The organism is Pseudomonas sp. zfem004 (genome assembly GCF_032621715.1).
Lineage (GTDB): Bacteria > Pseudomonadota > Gammaproteobacteria > Pseudomonadales > Pseudomonadaceae > Aquipseudomonas > Aquipseudomonas sichuanensis.
Genome location: NZ_JAVYJF010000036.1, coordinates 1 through 16,183 on the forward strand (window position 1 = coordinate 1; position 16,183 = coordinate 16,183).

General features: G+C 64.5%; 13 protein-coding genes and 2 pseudogenes. 8 read left to right on the forward strand and 7 right to left on the reverse strand.

Features of this window, described 5'->3' with window-relative positions; genetic code table 11:
• A pseudogene (locus tag RTH46_RS25140) lies at positions 1 to 583 on the forward strand (PAAR domain-containing protein); the annotation flags it as partial.
• Between the two features lie 1,091 nt (positions 584 to 1,674).
• Here the strand turns inward: RTH46_RS25140 and RTH46_RS25145 are convergent.
• A pseudogene (locus RTH46_RS25145) lies at positions 1,675 to 1,776 on the reverse strand (hypothetical protein); the annotation flags it as partial.
• Between the two features lie 334 nt (positions 1,777 to 2,110).
• On the opposite strand from RTH46_RS25145, the gene RTH46_RS25150 reads away from it, so the two are divergent.
• Positions 2,111 to 2,530: a DUF2628 domain-containing protein gene (locus RTH46_RS25150; RefSeq protein ID WP_153788568.1), complete on the forward strand. Its 420-nt coding sequence runs from the start codon at positions 2,111 to 2,113 to the stop codon at positions 2,528 to 2,530.
• Between the two features lie 71 nt (positions 2,531 to 2,601).
• On the opposite strand, the gene RTH46_RS25155 is transcribed toward RTH46_RS25150, so the two are convergent.
• The 6 genes from RTH46_RS25155 to RTH46_RS25180 are packed head-to-tail and all read right to left on the reverse strand — an operon-like array spanning position 2,602 to position 9,407.
• Entirely contained in the window at positions 2,602 to 4,227 is a 1,626-nt protein-coding gene (locus tag RTH46_RS25155) for a BatD family protein (protein WP_153788569.1), read from the reverse strand.
• Positions 4,224 to 5,942 carry a VWA domain-containing protein gene (locus RTH46_RS25160; RefSeq protein ID WP_153788570.1) on the reverse strand — a complete coding sequence of 573 codons (1,719 nt, stop codon included), beginning with the start codon at positions 5,940 to 5,942 and terminating at the stop codon, positions 4,224 to 4,226. Before RTH46_RS25160 ends, RTH46_RS25155 begins: the two co-directional genes overlap by 4 nt.
• Positions 5,939 to 7,015 (reverse strand): VWA domain-containing protein, encoded by a 1,077-nt coding sequence (locus RTH46_RS25165; protein WP_316906881.1) that lies wholly within the window; start codon positions 7,013 to 7,015, stop codon positions 5,939 to 5,941. The genes RTH46_RS25160 and RTH46_RS25165 overlap by 4 nt, the downstream gene beginning before the upstream one ends.
• A complete protein-coding gene (locus tag RTH46_RS25170; RefSeq protein WP_125463290.1) occupies positions 7,008 to 7,502 on the reverse strand; it encodes a DUF4381 domain-containing protein in 495 nt (164 codons plus the stop codon). The genes RTH46_RS25165 and RTH46_RS25170 overlap by 8 nt, the downstream gene beginning before the upstream one ends.
• Complete coding sequence (locus RTH46_RS25175) at positions 7,499 to 8,443, reverse strand: DUF58 domain-containing protein (protein WP_153788572.1); 945 nt, start codon at positions 8,441 to 8,443, stop codon at positions 7,499 to 7,501. The genes RTH46_RS25170 and RTH46_RS25175 overlap by 4 nt, the downstream gene beginning before the upstream one ends.
• A 4-nt stretch (positions 8,444 to 8,447) precedes the next feature.
• Entirely contained in the window at positions 8,448 to 9,407 is a 960-nt protein-coding gene (locus RTH46_RS25180) for an AAA family ATPase (protein ID WP_110995264.1), read from the reverse strand.
• A gap of 346 nt (positions 9,408 to 9,753) precedes the next feature.
• Between RTH46_RS25180 and flhA the strand changes: the two genes are divergently transcribed.
• From flhA to RTH46_RS25210, 6 genes are all read left to right on the forward strand, one after another.
• The gene (gene flhA, locus RTH46_RS25185; RefSeq protein ID WP_316906882.1) at positions 9,754 to 11,883 is read left to right on the forward strand and encodes a flagellar biosynthesis protein FlhA; all 2,130 of its coding nucleotides are present in this window, start codon (positions 9,754 to 9,756) and stop codon (positions 11,881 to 11,883) included.
• A gap of 11 nt (positions 11,884 to 11,894) precedes the next feature.
• Positions 11,895 to 13,205: a flagellar biosynthesis protein FlhF gene (gene flhF / locus RTH46_RS25190; RefSeq protein WP_316906883.1), complete on the forward strand. Its 1,311-nt coding sequence runs from the start codon at positions 11,895 to 11,897 to the stop codon at positions 13,203 to 13,205.
• A 114-nt stretch (positions 13,206 to 13,319) separates the two neighbouring features.
• The gene (gene fleN, locus RTH46_RS25195) at positions 13,320 to 14,153 is read left to right on the forward strand and encodes a flagellar synthesis regulator FleN (protein ID WP_008093270.1); all 834 of its coding nucleotides are present in this window, start codon (positions 13,320 to 13,322) and stop codon (positions 14,151 to 14,153) included.
• On the forward strand, positions 14,150 to 14,890 hold the full coding sequence (gene fliA / locus RTH46_RS25200) for an RNA polymerase sigma factor FliA (RefSeq protein ID WP_110995267.1): 741 nt from the start codon (positions 14,150 to 14,152) through the stop codon (positions 14,888 to 14,890). Before fleN ends, fliA begins: the two co-directional genes overlap by 4 nt.
• Before the next feature lie 103 nt (positions 14,891 to 14,993).
• Positions 14,994 to 15,368 carry a chemotaxis response regulator CheY gene (locus RTH46_RS25205; RefSeq protein WP_178125875.1) on the forward strand — a complete coding sequence of 125 codons (375 nt, stop codon included), beginning with the start codon at positions 14,994 to 14,996 and terminating at the stop codon, positions 15,366 to 15,368.
• Positions 15,369 to 15,386: 18 nt separating this feature from the next.
• Positions 15,387 to 16,175 (forward strand): protein phosphatase CheZ, encoded by a 789-nt coding sequence (locus RTH46_RS25210; RefSeq protein ID WP_110995269.1) that lies wholly within the window; start codon positions 15,387 to 15,389, stop codon positions 16,173 to 16,175.
• Positions 16,176 to 16,183: the final 8 nt, after the last annotated feature.

Sequence of the window (16,183 nt, forward strand, 5' to 3'; positions counted from 1 at the left end):
CGAGTTCATTGCGCATCGGCACCTGAACAGCCCGCAGTTCTTCGCCGAGCGCAAGGCGCTGTATGGCCAGCTGAACGCACAGCTACGCAGCGCGTTTCTCGGCAAGTACCTGAACCTGGGGCAGCACGAGGACCTGCGCCGGGGGCTGGGGATCTCGACCAAGAGCCTGGTGCATCACTGGTCGAAGGCCGGCGCGCCGGGGGCGATTCCTGGGTATGCGACGCACTTGGATGAAGTGGCGAAGATGACCAAGTACCTGAAGTACGGCGGGCATGTGGCGGTGGGGGTGGGGGCGACTTCGTCGTACATGAAGATCTACGAGGCGTGCCGGGCGGGGGAGACCGAAGAGTGCAAACGGATTCGGTTCACTGAGACAGGTAGCTTTGCTGGAGGGTTGGCCGGAGGAGCAGCTGGCGCTTTGGCCGGGCAGTCGGCAATCAAGTACGTTTGCTACTTCGGCCCGTGGGGGCGAGCAGTCTGCGGAATAGCAACAGTTGGGGCAGGTTCTTTTGCAGGCAGTTCGTCCTTGGGGCAAGCCGCTGAGTATGTTGGAGAGACAATTTACGAGACATTCTATGATTGATCTGAGTGATTGGCCGGCAGGTGTGAAAATAGCATTATTGATTACACCCTTTTTAACTGGGCTCACAGGCATAGGAATCAGTGCGCATATCGCTTCCTCGAGGCACTTTGATTTGATGTGTGAAGCGCTTCAGAGAAGTAAATGTTTGCATGATGAGTTGAGGCGAGGAGGGGGGGTTACATTAAAGCTTCGATTCATGACGGTGGGTGCTATTGCGGGAGTGCTAATCTGGCCAGGGTTATCGATTAGGCGGGGTGATCTGGATTCGGAGGACTATCAAAACTTTCCTGCCTACCTCAAGAGGCGTATAAGAGCTGCTATTGTCTGTGTCTATGTTTCTTTGGCTTGGGCGGCCGTCCTTGAACTATTTGTTGAGCTGAAACGGACATAATAGTTGCGGGGTCAATCATCTCGGCTATTAATGGAGGTTGTGGTGATGCGGTCACCGTCGAGGACTTGGCCCTTGCGGTAGATCACGATGCGATAGACCATAGCGATCACCTGCGGCAATGACCTTGAAGCGGTTGCTGGTCATGCGGGCTTTCCTTGTGCGCAGAAAACGCCGAACGCTAGCAGCTCGATGGGGGTTATTTATAATGCTGAATATGATTGATGTCAGTGGGGGCTCTGTTGTTGTAAAGCTGCTGTTGCTGGTGACTCCATTTCTTTTGTTGATTGTCGGGCTCATCGTTAATGCATATATTGCGGGCTCACGCCACTTTTACGTCATGTGTCGCGGCTTTGGGCGCAGCAGTGGCCTGCAGGATGAGCTTGTTCTTTGGGGAGCGACGAGGTTGCGGTCTCGGATGTTGATCGTTAGTGCTATGAGCCTTGCTGCGGTTTGGCCATCACACGGGTTCCGCCGTGGGTGGTTGGACGCTAATGACTGGCAAGATTTCCCTGAGTATTTGAAATGCTGCATGAAAGTGAGTAGCTATTGTTTATTCATAGGGCTGGGAATGCTTTTTCTCTTGGTGTCATTTGTGAGGGTTGTACCTTGAGTAAGTGATAATTCAGGTAAGGCTTTGATGCCTTGCAGTAGTCTGTGGTTTGAGCTTGGGGTAGCACGAGGACCTGCGTCGGGGGATCTCTTGGCCGAGTAGCCAGTCGAGGAAGCAGGCATGTAATAAGTCGCGTTCCTGGCCATGCAGGCTCTGGCCAAGGTGCCAGTCGGAGGTGTGAAACAGACGCATGGGTGACCTGTAGGTTGTCGAGTCGGGCGGCCTGAATGGGCTCTCGAAAGGGCGGGTATGGTAACCCAACTCGCGGCTTTGGATCGGTCTCCCCATGCCTGGCTTGTCCGGTTCTTACCCGAGTGTTTTAATATTTTGAAACAAGGATGTTTTATGAAGCCCTCACAACCCCCTCCATTGAGCCTTTTCGCCATTGCCGTCCCGGACCTTGTCGTCCGAGGCTCGCGCGTGGGCGACGGAAAAGCGCTTCATCTTCCACGTGAATGGCGACACGGACGCGGCCGCCACGCGGTACTCGGCTGATAGCCCTACTGAAAGTCCTTAAGGAACGATTATGGAAAGTATTCCCCAGATCCAAGCCGACCTGACCCGCTACAAGCCGAAGTGGCAGGAGCGTTTCGCCTTCTTCGCCCAGCACGGTAGCCCGCTGAGCCCGGCGTTCAAGGCGGCGTTCAAGGCCTTGCCGATGGGCAAGCGCCTGCTGATCAACATGAACTTCATTGCGTTCTTCTTCGGCCCGATCTACCTGTTCGTCCTCGGCCTGTGGAAGAAGAACCTGGCGCTGCTGGGGATCTCCCTGGCCGTGGGCCTGGTGCTGGGTTTCTATGAAGGGCTTACCGGGACAGATTTGCCCCGGGCCGTGGACACGGGCGTGAACTGCGGCCTGGCGGCGCTGTGGGCCACAGTGACCAACTATGCCTACTACCTCAAAGAGGTGAAAGGCCAGCAAGGTTGGAACCCGTTCGAGAAGTAATACCGTCGGGTCGCTCGCGTCCCGGTCGCGTCGTCGGCAGCCGATGACGAGGCCGGGGCAGGTCACGCGGCCTACTTCGGATACAGCGGTGGCAGGTTGCCGCTCTCTGCCGACGGTGCCTGCACCTGCTCGGCGGGCGGGATGGTCCCGATTGCCCGCCACAGCTCATCCCCGTGCCAATACTGGCCGCTCTCGCTGTACAACGCCCCGTTCAAACCATCCAGCGCATCCGACAACGGCACGAACCGCGCCGCCATCTCGGCCAGGGTTTCCGGCTGCTGGCGCGCCCAGGCGTCGAGCGCCTGACGCGTGGCCTGGGGGTCGTTGGCCTGGCAGGCGCGCTTGAGGTCGTCGAGCAGTGTGCGCGGGCTCGGGCCGGTCTGCGCGGCGCGCAGTACCGCCGGTTGCGAGCGGGCGCGCCACCACAGGGTGAAACCGAGCAGGGTGGTCAGGGCCAGGATCAGCGTGGCCAGCTGCCAGGGCCACAGCAGGCGGCTGGCGCTGCTGCTGTCGCCGACCGGGGTGTCGGCGCTGAGCGCCGGGTTGTCCTGCACGCTGAGGGTGCGCGCCGGCAGGCTGGTCTGCTGCAGGTGGTCTTCGAGGGTGTTCCACCAGGTAACCTCCAGCGCCGGCAGGGCCAGTTCGCCACTGTGGGTGGGCACCAGCGCCTCGCGCTCTTCGCGGTTGGCGACCATGCCGCGTTCGCTGATCTCGTTGCGCAGCAGCGGCTGGTCCGGGTAGCGGCGCAGGCCGACGGCCTCGGTGGCCGGCAGTGGCGGCAGTTGGGTGCTCGATAGCCCGTCGGCGCGCAGGGTGACATTGCGCGTCAGCGAGTCGCCGATCTGGGTGGGCTGGCTGGCCGGGTCGGGGTACCAGTGCTCTTCCAGGGTCAGGTTGCGGGCCGGCAGCCAGGGGCGGTCTTTCGGGTAGTTGGCGGGGATCGGCTTGACGGTCAGGCGCAACGGCAGCGAGCTGACCTGCACCTGGCGGCCGACCCGGGAGCCGCCGGCCGCCTGGGTGCCGTTGTCGGCGGCGGTGGCGGTGAACTGCAGTGGTGGGATCTGGAGCTCGCCACTTTGCTGCGGGTAGACCGCGTAGCGGGTTTCGATTACCCCATGGCGCACGCCGTTGATGTCTTTTTCATAGGTGCGCGACTCACCCAATGGGTCGACCTTGGCGTTGTCCAGCTGCAGCGGGCTGAGGCTGCTGTCGTCGTACAGCGCCACCGAATGATAGATGCGCAGGGTGAGCACGGCCTGGGCCTGCACATACACCTCGTTGCTGTCCAGGGTGGTTTCGACGAACACCTGGGAGGCTACGTCCGGGCGCTGGCTGTCGGCCTGCTGCACCTGCAGGTCGATGGCCTGGCTGTGGGACTGCCCCAGTTGCAGTTCGGGGATGCGCAGGCTGCCGCTGCGCCGCGGCAGCAGGGTAATGATCCAGCGGGTGCTGGCGCGGGTTTCGCCGTCAAGGCTGTGCAGGCTGTTGAGCTGGCGCGTGCCGCGCACCTCGAAGTCGGCGTCGAGGGCATGCAGGTCGGGCTTGCCGAACTGGGTGACGTCCTGGCTCTCGAGGGTGAGCTCGAGGGTTTCGCCGGCTTCCAGGCGCGTGCGGTCGACGCTGGCCTTGAGGGTGAGCTCGGCCTGGGCCGCCAGGGCCCACAGCAGGGTGAAAATCAAGACGCCGAGGCGACTCATCGTGAGGTTTCCTGATGCAATTGCTGTTCATACCAGAATTTGCGCCGCAACAGCTCCGCCGGGTTGTCGGGGATTTCGCGCAGCCATTGTTCCAGGGCCTGGCGCTGTTCGGCGTCGAGGCTGGTGGAGACCGGCCGCTGTGGCGGCTGGGTGACACTGTCGTCGTCGCCCCCGGCAGTGCCGGGCGGTGCCTGGCTGGTGTTGCCGTTGGCATTTTCGGCGGACTGCTCCGGCTGGGCCTGCTCATCGGCGCCAGGGGTTCCCTGGGGGCTGGATGAGCTGCTGTTGCCTTCGTTGTCGGTGCCGGGTGTGTCCTGGGCATCGGCATTGGCCGGCGGTTCCTCGGCCTTGGCCTCGCGCTGTTGCAGCAGTTGCTGGACCAGTGCCTGGTTATCCAGCGCCGGCTTCAGGTCGGGCTGGCGCTCCAGCGCCTGTTCGTAGGCGTCCAGCGCCGCTTCCAGCTCGCCGGCGCGGGCCAGGGCATTGCCTCGATTGTAGTGGGCGGCGGCGTCGCTGCCTTGGGCAAAGGCGGCGGCGGCACCCGCGAAGTCGCCGGCCTGGTACAGGGCCATGCCGCGCCATTGCGGGTCCTGGAAGTGGCGCGCGGCCGCCGCCGGTTGCTGGCGCTGGAGCAACTGCTGGCCCTGCTGGTCTGGCCTTAGCCACAGGTCGTTGAGCTCGAAGGCCTGGCTCGGTTGCGGCAGGGCCAGCAGCAGCGGCAGGCAGAACAGCCAACCGCGTCGCCCGGCGCAGGCGGCCAGCAGCAGCAGGGGCAGCAACAGCCAATAACCCTGGTCGGCCCAGCTGTCCAGTTGCACGGTCTGGCCGTCGTTGCGCAGCAGGCGCGGGTTGTCGAACAGGCCCAGGCCGCGCAGGTCGAGGTCATCGATACGGGCGTGGCGGTAACGCCCGCCGGTGCCATTGATGAAGCTCTTGAGCGCGGCGCTGTCCAAGCGCGGCAGCAGGATGCCGCCCTGGTCGTCCTTGAGGTACTCGCCGTTGGCCTGACGCACGGGCGCGCCTTCGCTGCTACCGATGCCCAGCATCAGCAGGCTTGGGCCCTGGCGGCCCAGGGCCTTGGTGATGCCGTCGCGCTCCTGTTCGCTCAGGGCCGAGCCGATCAGCAGCAGGCGGCCCTGGCCAAGGCCGCTCTGGGCCAGCAGCGAGAGGCCTTTCTGCACGGCCAGGTCGGCGCGCTGGCCGGGCTGCGGCATGATCGACGGGTCGATCGATTCGAGCAGGTTGCGCGTGGTGCCCAGGTCGTCGGACAGCGGCACCAGGGTGTGTGCGGAGCCGGCGTAGACCACCAGCGCGGTCTGGCTGTCACGGCGGTGCTCGAGCAGGTCGAGGATCTTGCGCCGGGCCTGCTCCAGGCGGTTGGGCGCGGTGTCTTCGGCGAGCATCTGCGGGGTGAGTTCGAGCATGATCACCAGCGGATCGGCGGGCCGCTGGCGGGTTTCTTCAAGGCGCTGCCAGCTTGGCCCGAGCAGGGCCAGCACCACCAATAGCCAGGCCAGGCCCAGGGCGACCCAGGGCAGTTTGCTGGTGCTGCCGCTGCCGCCGCCGAGCAGCACGGCGTGGAACTGCTGGGGCAGGATCAGTTGCCAGCGCCCGGCGCGCTTGCGCCGGTGCCAGAGCTTGAACAGCAGCCAGCCGAGCAGGGGCACTACCAGCAGCCAGAGTGGGCGCAGCCATTGCGGCCAGAGTTCGATCATCGCCGCCTCCTCAGGCGCAGGCGCTTGAGGCGCTGGCGCCATTCGGGGTGCGGCTGCAGGAAGCGCGGTTTGCGCAGCATGCGTTGCAGCAGGTTGTCCGGCCACTGCACGGCCACCACCAGCAGTACGCTGAGCAGCAGGGCCAGGGCCAGCGGCCAGGCGTACAGCTCACTGGCGGTGCGGGCCTGGGTGGGTTGCTGGGCCACCGGTTCCAGCTGGTCGAGGGTGTCGCCGATGGCGTTGAGCTCGGCGCCGTCATGGGCGCGGAAGTAGCTGCCGTGGGTGATGTCGGCAATCTCCTTGAGCGAGGCTTCGTCCAGGTCCAGGCTCGGGTTCAGCCCGAGCAGGCCGGGGGTGCCGCTGGCCTCGGGGTTGGCGCCGATGCCGATGGTATAGATGCGCACGCCTTCCTGGGCTGCCAGGCGGGCAGCGGTCAGCGGGTGGATCTGCCCGCCATTGTTGGCACCGTCGGTGATCAGCACCAGCACCCGGCTTTGTGCCGGGCGCTGGCGCAGGCGCTTGACCGCCAGGCCGATGGCGTCGCCGACGGCGGTATTCTTGCCGGCGATGCCGATCTGCGCTTCGTCGAGGAAGGTGCGCACGGTACGCCGGTCGAAGGTCAGCGGGGCCTGCAGGTAGGCCTGGCTGCCGAACAGGATCAGCCCGACCCGGTCGCCCTGGCGGTCCTGGAGGAAGTCGCCCATCAATGCCTTGACCAGGTCCAGCCGGCTGATCTCATCGCCCTGCCATTGCATGTCGGGGAAGTCCATGGAACCGGACACATCCACTGCCACCAGCAGGTCGCGGCCACTGGCCGACACCGGCACCGGGTCGCCCAGCCATTGCGGGCGGGCGGCGGCCAGCAGCAACACCAACCAGATCAGGATGAACGGCGCCTGCTGGCGCCAGGTCGGCAGGTTCAGGCGTGCGCGGCGCCCGGCCAGGCCTTCGAGCTCGTCGAGGAAGCCGACCTTGAGCACCGGCTCGCCACTGTCGGCGGCGGGCAGCACCAGGCGCGCCAGCCAGGGCAGCGGGAACAGCGCCAGGAGCCACGGCCAGGCCAGTTCAAACATGCTTGCGGATCCAGGTTTCGACCGCCTGGGCGAGCCCGGCGATGGCTTTGTCGTCGAGCTTGCACTCGGGCTTGTAGGCGCCTTCGACCAGCACCATCCAGCGCGTCAGGCCGGCGGCCGGGCAGCGGTTGTCGAGGAAGGCCAGCCATTGCCGGCCATTGAGGGTATGGCTGTTGGCGCCGGGGTAGTGGTTGCGGCACAGGCGCTTGAGCAGGGCGTTGATCTGCTGCAGCCAGGCACCGGCCGGCACGCCGTCGTAGGGGCGCGGCAGGCGCGCCAGTTCCGCCAGCGCTTCGACGCGCACCGGGTCCAGCGGCAGTTCGGCGCGCACCACCTTGCGCTTGCCCGGGCGCCAGCGGCGCAGGCGCCAGGCGCCCCAGGCCAGCAACGGCAGCAGGGCCAGCAGCAGCCACCAGCCCGGCGCCGGTGGCCACAGGCCGATCGGCGCCGGGGCGATCAGTGGCTGCAGTTGATCCAGCGGGTTCATTGGCGGCTCCCGGAGCGCTGGGCATTCAGGTATTCGCGCAGTTGCTCGATCATTTCGCTCTGGGTGCTCAGTGGCATCAGCACCACCCGCAGTTTTTGCGCCAGCAACTCCCAGCGCTCGATGCGTGCTTCGGCCTGCTGGCGGTAAGCCTGGCGCAGGCTGGCGTCGAGGGTGTCGAGTTCCAGTTGCGCACTGCGCTGGGCGAAGCGCAACAGGCCGGCGGCAGGCAGGGCGTGGTCCAGCGGATCGCTGACCGGCAACAGCAGTACGTCGCAATGGCGCGAGAGCATCGCCAGGTGTTGTTCGACGCTGGCGCTGAGGGCGCGTTCGTCGCAGATGACGATGGCCAGGCTGCCCGGGCGCAGCACCTCGCGCGCCCGGCGCAGGGCCAGGCCCAGGCTGTCGGCCTGGGGCAGGGCCTCGGTGTGCAGGGCCTGGTTGACCTTCGCCAGGCGGTTGAGCAACTGCAGCAGGCTTTGTTTGCTGCGTCGTGGCTTGATCTCCAGATGTTCGTTGTCACCGAACACCAGCCCGCCGATACGGTCGTTATGGCCCAGTGCGGCCCAGCCGAACAGGGCCGCGGCCTGGGCCGCCAGCACCGACTTGAACATCAGCCCCGAGCCGAAGAACAGGCGCTGGCTCTGTTCGACCATGATGAAGATCGGTCGCTCGCGCTCTTCATGGAACAGCTTGGTGTGCGGCTCCTGGGTGCGCGCGGTGACGCGCCAGTCGATATTGCGCACATCGTCGCCGGCCTGGTAGACCCGCACCTGGTCGAAGTCCACTCCGCGCCCGCGCAGCTTGGAGTGGTGCAGGCCCACCAGCGGGCTGCGTTGCCCGGGCCGCGAGAACAGCTGGATCTCGCGCACGCGGTGGCGCATGTCGATCAGCTCGGCGAGGCCGATGCGGATGCCGGAGTCGGCCAGCGAACGGGTGGGCATGGGTTCAGGCGACGGCGACGACGTCGAGGATGCGCTGCACCACGCGGTCCTGGTCGACCCCCGCGGCCTCGGCCTCGAACGACAGGATGATGCGGTGGCGCAGCACGTCGAACAGCACTGCCTGGATGTCCTCGGGGCTGACGAAGTCGCGCCCGGCCAGCCAGGCGTGGGCGCGTGCGCAGCGGTCCAGGGCGATCGAGCCACGCGGGCTGGCGCCATAGGCGATCCAGTCGGCCAGCTCGCTGTCGAACTTGGCCGGGGTGCGCGTGGCCATGACCAGTTGCACCAGGTATTCCTCCACGGCGTCGGCCATGTACAGGCCGAGGATTTCCTTGCGTGCGGCGAAGATGGCCTGCTGGCTGACACGCCGCTCGGGTTTTACTTCGCCGCCCAGTGCTTCGCCGCGGGCCTGCTGAAGGATGCGCCGCTCGACCGCGGCGTCGGGGAAGCCGATCTTCACGTGCATCAGGAAACGGTCGAGCTGGGCTTCGGGCAGCGGGTAGGTGCCTTCCTGCTCGATCGGGTTCTGCGTGGCCATCACCAGGAACAGCGGCGACAGCTCGTAGGTGCTGCGTCCGACGCTGACCTGGCGCTCGGCCATGGCTTCGAGCAATGCCGATTGGACCTTGGCCGGGGCGCGGTTGATTTCGTCGGCCAGCACCAGGTTGTGGAAGATCGGCCCCTGCTGGAACACGAAGCTGCCGGTTTCCGGGCGGTAGATTTCGGTGCCGGTGATGTCGGCGGGGAGCAGGTCGGGGGTGAACTGGATGCGATGGAACTCGGCTTCGATGCCCTCGGCGAGCTCTTTGATGGCCTTGGTCTTGGCCAGGCCCGGAGCCCCTTCCACCAGCATGTGGCCGTCGGCCAGCAGCACGATCAGCAGGCGCTCGACCAGTTTCTCCTGGCCGAGGATCTGGGAAGAGAGAAAGGTGCGCAGCGCGTTCAGCGCCTCACGGTGTTCCATCGTCGACGGTTCCTGGGGGTGGGCCTGGGGTGCGCTGGGGCGCGGTTGCCGGGCGGGGGGATACTTTAATCTATCCGGGGGTTGGGGGACTAATGGGTGGGGGTAAAAATCTTGAAAAGATGGGGGTAAGGGTGGGGCAGGGTTTGCGTCGGGGCTGGCAGGTGTTCGCCTTGGGTTTTGGGCTGGGGCACAAATCGAGCGCCGCGCGGGCGGCGCTCGATTTCACAGGCACAACACCTCTCAAGGCGAACACATCTTCACCCTTCCCGCAAAGTTGGAAAGCTTCTTGCAAAGCCAGCGCCAGGCGCCACCCAGGCGTCAAAGTTTTGCTTCAAGAGGACTCGCGGTGGATCGCACTCAGTTAATCAGCAACGCACGCAACAACCTGGCCGGTCTCGGTCGGGGCAACCTCGGCGTGCCGCTGTTACTGCTGGTGATGTTGGCAATGATGATGTTGCCGATACCGCCGTTCCTGCTCGACGTGTTCTTCACCTTCAACATCGCCCTGTCGATCGTGGTCCTGCTGGTGTGCGTCTATGCCCTGCGCCCGCTCGACTTCGCCGCCTTCCCGACCATCCTGCTGGTGGCCACGCTGCTGCGCCTGGCGCTGAACGTCGCGTCCACCCGGGTGGTCATGCTGCATGGCCAGGAAGGGCATGGCGCCGCGGGCAAGGTGATCCAGGCCTTCGGTGAAGTGGTGATCGGCGGCAACTACGTCGTCGGTGCGGTGGTGTTCGCCATCCTCATGATCATCAACTTCGTGGTGGTGACCAAGGGTGCCGGGCGCATCTCCGAGGTGAGCGCGCGTTTCACCCTCGACGCCATGCCAGGCAAGCAGATGGCCATCGACGCCGACCTCAATGCCGGCCTGATCGATCAGGCCCAGGCCAAGGCGCGCCGTAGCGAAGTGGCCCAGGAGGCCGAGTTCTACGGTTCGATGGACGGTGCCAGCAAGTTCGTCCGTGGCGATGCCATCGCCGGCCTGCTGATCCTGTTCATCAACCTCATTGGTGGCATGCTGATCGGCATGCTGCAGCACGGCATGACCTTCAGTGATGCCGGCAAGGTCTACGCGCTGCTGACAATCGGTGACGGTTTGGTGGCGCAATTGCCATCACTGCTGCTGTCCACCGCAGCTGCGATCATGGTGACCCGTGCTTCGGGCTCCGAGGACATGGGCAAGCTGATCAATCGGCAGATGTTCGACTCGCCCAAGGCCCTGGCGGTTTCCGGCGCGCTGATGATCGTCATGGGTCTGGTGCCAGGAATGCCGCACATGGCCTTCCTCAGCCTGGGCGGGGTGGCCGCTGGCGCCGCTTACCTGGTGTGGAAGAAGCAGCAGAAGGCCAAGGCCCAGGCTCTGGAAGAGATGCAGCGCCAGCAGGACCTGCTGCCATCGCCGCAGCGTGCCATGGACACCAAGGAGCTGGGCTGGGATGACGTCACCCCTATCGACATGATCGGCCTAGAGGTGGGTTACCGCCTGATTCCGCTGGTCGATCGCAACCAGGGTGGCCAATTGCTGGCGCGGATCAAGGGCGTGCGCAAGAAGCTGTCCCAGGACCTGGGGTTCCTCATGCCCACCGTGCACATTCGCGACAACCTCGACCTGCAGCCCAGCGCCTATCGCCTGACGCTGATGGGGGTGATCCTGGCGGAGGCCGAGATCTATCCGGACCGTGAACTGGCGATCAACCCCGGCCAGGTGTTCGGCACGCTCAACGGTATCGCCTCGCGCGACCCGGCGTTCGGCCTGGAGGCGGTGTGGATCGATGTGGGCCAGCGCGCCCAGGCGCAGTCGCTGGGCTACACGGTGGTGGATGCCAGTACCGTGGTCGCCACCCACCTCAACCAGATCCTGCAGAAGCACTGCCACGAGCTGATCGGCCATGAAGAGGTCCAGCAATTGCTGCAGGTGCTGGCCAAGGCGTCGCCGAAATTGGCCGAGGAGCTGGTGCCGGGTGTCATTTCCTTGTCGGGCTTGCTCAAGGTTCTGCAGGCGTTGCTCTCCGAGCAGGTGCCGGTGCGCGACATCCGCAGCATTGCCGAAGCCATCGCGAACAACGCGGTGAAGAGTCAAGATACCGCCGCGCTGGTGGCAGTGGTGCGGGTTGGTTTGTCCCGCGCTATCGTTCAAAGCATTGTCGGCGTTGAGTCCGAGCTGCCTGTGATCACCCTGGAGCCAAGGTTGGAACAGATCTTGCTCAATAGTTTGCAAAGGGCCGGGCAAGGTCAGGAAGACGGTGTTCTTCTTGAGCCGAGCATGGCCGAAAAGCTTCAGCGCTCGTTGATCGAGGCGGCCCAGCGTCAGGAAATGCAGGGCCAGCCGGCCATCCTCCTGGTTGCCGGCCCGATCCGCGCCATGCTGTCGCGCTTCGGTCGCCTGGCTGTACCGAATTTGCATGTTTTGGCGTATCAGGAAATACCTGACAACAAGCAAGTCACCATTGTTGCCACCGTGGGCCCCAACGGCTGAGGTAGTGGGTTATGCAAGTTAAGCGTTTTTTCGCCGCCGATATGCGTCAGGCCATGAAGCTGGTTCGTGATGAGCTTGGCTCCGATGCCGCCATCATCGGCAACCGGCGCATCGCTGGCGGTGTCGAGTTGACGGCCGCGCTGGACTACAAGCTGTCCGCCCTGGCCCCACGCGTGCCGAATGCCGAGCTCGAGGACGAGTTGCGCAAGACCCAGTCGCGCATCGTCACCGCCCAGGCTGAAATCAGCGGGCGCAGCGAAATCGGCGAGGGTAACCGGCAGTTGTTCGCCGGCCAGTCGCTGACCGCATCCGAACCGCTGGTCGAACCGCATGTCGACGCGCCGGCGGCACCTGCCGCACCGGCTGCCGCGCCGGTCGATCCGCGCCTGTTCGACGCCATGCGCTCGGAGCTCACCGGCCTGCGCGAGCTGCTCGAAGTGCAGCTTGGTTCGCTGGCCTGGAGCCAGTTGCAAGGCAACAAGCCACAGCAGGCCAACCTCTGGCGCCGCCTGCAGCGCCTGGGCTTGTCGGGCGGGCTGGCCCGCGAGTTGCTGGAGCAGACCGCCGAAATCGAAGAGCCGCGCCACGCCTGGCGCATGGTCCTGGCGCACCTGGCGCGGATGATCGACGTGCCCGAGGTCGAGCCGATCGAGGAGGGTGGGGTGATCGCCATGGTCGGCCCGGCCGGCATGGGCAAGACCACTACCTTGGCGAAACTGGCCGCACGCTATGTGCTCAAGTACGGCGCGAGCAATATCGCCCTGGTGAGCATGGACAGCTTCCGCATCGGCGCCCAGGAACAGCTGAAAACCCTGGGGCGCATCCTCAATGTGCCGGTCACCTACGTCGACCCGGGTGAGTCCCTGGCCCAGGCGCTCGAGCCGCTGCTGCGCAAGCGCGTGGTGCTGATCGATACCGCGGGCCTTCAGGCCAGCGACCCGGCGCTGCGCATGCAGCTGGAGACGCTGGCCGGGCGCGGCATCGCCTCGAAGAACTATCTGGTACTGGCCACCACCAGCCAGAAACAGGTGCTCACCGCCGCTTACCACAGCTACAAGCGCTGTGGCCTGGCCGGTTGCATCCTGACCAAGCTCGATGAAACCGCCTGCCTCGGTGAAGTGCTGAGCCTGGCCATCGGCCACGAGTTGCCGATTGCCTACCTGACCGACGGGCCACGTATTCCGGATGACCTGCAATTGCCGCGCAAACACCAGCTGGTGAGCCGCGCGGTGAGCGTACAGATGCAGGACGAGCCCAGCGAAGAGGCCATGGCCGACATGTTCGCTGATCTCTACCACAACCCCGGCAAGCGGGCGGGGTAAAGGTGAACACTGTGCAAAGTACCTACATCATGGGGTTGCCCGGCCTGGCCGCGGCGCTGAGCATCAAGCCCCTCATGTGGCCTGGGTCCAAGCAAGACAAGGTAACCAACAGACATGGGTAGCATGCATCCCGTACAGGTGATCGCCGTCACTGGTGGCAAAGGTGGCGTCGGCAAGACCAACGTTTCAGTGAACCTGTCCCTGGCGCTGGCCGAGCTCGGCCGCCGGGTCATGCTGCTCGACGCCGACCTGGGCCTGGCCAATGTTGACGTACTGCTGGGCCTGACGCCCAAGCGCACCCTGGCCGACGTCATCGAAGGCCGTTGCGAGCTGCGTGATGTGCTTCTGCAGGGGCCGGGCGGGGTACGCATCGTGCCGGCTGCCTCGGGCACCCAGAGCATGGTGCACCTGGCGCCGGCCCAGCACGCCGGCCTGATCCAGGCGTTCAGTGAAATCGGCGACAACCTCGATGTGCTGGTGATCGACACCGCCGCCGGTATCGGTGAGTCGGTGGTCAGCTTCGTGCGGGCCGCGCAAGAGGTGTTGCTGGTGGTCTGTGACGAGCCCACCTCGATCACCGATGCCTACGCCCTGATCAAGCTGCTCAACCGCGACTACGGCATGAACCGCTTCCGCGTGCTGGCCAACATGGCGCAGAGCCCGCAGGAAGGGCGCAACCTGTTCGCCAAGTTGACCAAGGTCACGGATCGCTTCCTCGACGTCGCCCTACAATACGTCGGCGCCGTGCCTTACGACGAATGTGTGCGCAAGGCGGTGCAGAAGCAGCGGGCGGTCTATGAGGCCTTCCCACGGTCCAAGTGTGCGCTGGCCTTCAAGGCCATCGCGCAGAAGGTCGACAGCTGGCCGCTGCCAGCCAACCCGCGCGGGCACCTGGAGTTTTTCGTCGAGCGTCTGGTGCAGCCCACCAGCGCGGGGCCAGTGCTATGAGTGCGAGCGGCTTCAAGATGTACAGCAAGGCGTCGAAGGACGCCCAGTACGAGCTGGTAGAGCGCTACGCGCCGCTGGTCAAGCGCATCGCCTACCACCTGCTGGCGCGCCTGCCGGCCAACGTGCAGGTCGAGGACCTGATCCAGGCCGGCATGATCGGCCTGCTGGAAGTCGCCAACAAGTACGACGCCAGCAAGGGCGCCAGCTTCGAGACCTACGCCGGCATCCGCATCCGCGGCGCGATGCTCGACGAGGTGCGCAAGGGCGACTGGGCACCACGTTCGGTGCACCGCAATACGCGCATGGTCAGTGACGCAATGCGCTCGGTTGAAGCAAGAACCGGTCGCGACGCTAAAGATCACGAGGTTGCTGCCGAACTCCAATTGAGTCTCGATGATTACTACGGGATTCTGAACGACACCTTGGGCAGCCGCCTGTTCAGTTTTGACGACCTGTTGCAGGACGGTGAACACGAAGGCTTGCACGAGGACGGGGCCAGCGGCCAGCTGGAGCCATCGCGTGATCTGGAAGACGAGCGCTTCCAGCGCGCCCTGGCCGAGGCGATCGCCAACCTGCCGGAGCGTGAGCGCCTGGTGCTCGCGCTGTACTACGACGAAGAGCTGAACCTCAAGGAAATCGGTGAGGTGCTGGGGGTCAGCGAGTCGCGTGTCAGCCAGTTGCATAGCCAGTGCGCGGCGCGTTTGCGCGGCCGCCTGGGGGAATGGCGGGCACGTTGAGCCCGGGTTCGATGCAGTCGTTTTTTGCTCTACCGAATTGATTGACTGCGCGCTCGGCGCCGAGCGCGTTTAAGACTGCTTGGAGGTCTACTTGAACAAAGACATGAAAATCCTCATCGTTGACGACTTTTCGACGATGCGGCGGATCATCAAGAACCTGTTGCGTGATCTGGGGTTCACCAATACCTCGGAAGCTGACGACGGCAACACCGCGTTGCCGATGCTGGAAAGCGGCCACTTCGATTTTCTGGTGACCGACTGGAACATGCCGGGCATGTCCGGTATCGAACTGCTGCGCAAAGTCCGCGCCGACGAGCGTCTGAAGCACCTGCCGGTGCTGATGGTGACCGCCGAAGCCAAGCGTGAGCAGATCATCGAAGCGGCCCAGGCCGGGGTAAACGGCTATGTGGTCAAGCCTTTCACCGCCCAGGTGCTCAAAGAAAAGATCGAGAAGATCTTCGAACGCGTCAACGGCTGAGTCACCTCAGGGGGCGCCATGGAGTCAACCAACAACTCGCTGGGTGAGTTCGAATCAACCCTGAAAAAACATGCCCAGGAACTGGTCGAGAGCCTCGAGCGCGGCCGGTTCGGCGATGCGGTGCAGCTGATTCATCAGCTGAACCAGACCCGCGACCGTGGCTTGTATCAGGAAGTCGGCAAACTCACCCGTGAACTGCACAGTGCGATCGTCAGTTTCCAGATCGACCCGGCGATGCCGCAGGCCGAGGAGGTCTCGCAGATCACCGATGCCACCGAGCGCCTTTCCTACGTGGTGCGCCTCACCGAAGGCGCGGCCAACCGCACCATGGACCTGGTGGAGGAGAGCACGCCGGTGCTCAACAGCCTGGCCAGCGAAGCCCAGGACCTGTCCGCCGACTGGCAGCGCTTCATGCGCCGCGAAGTGGCGGCGCCGGAATTCCGTGAGCTGGTCAAGCGTGTCGACAGTTTCCTGACGCACAGTGCCGAAGGTAACCGCAAGGTCGCCGGGCATCTCAACGATATCTTGCTGGCTCAGGACTATCAGGACCTGACCGGCCAGGTGATCAAGCGGGTTACCGCGCTGGTCACCGAAGTAGAAAGCAATCTGCTCAAGCTCGTGCTGATGGCCAGCCAGGTCGACCGCTTCGCCGGTATCGAACATGACCACCAGCAGCTGCGCGCTGAAAAAGATGAAGAAAAACATCCGACTCGGGGTGAAGGTCCGCAGATTCATGCCGATAAGCGTGAAGACGTCGTGTCCGGTCAGGACGATGTCGATGATCTGCTGTCCAGCCTGGGTTTTTAAGGAGCACG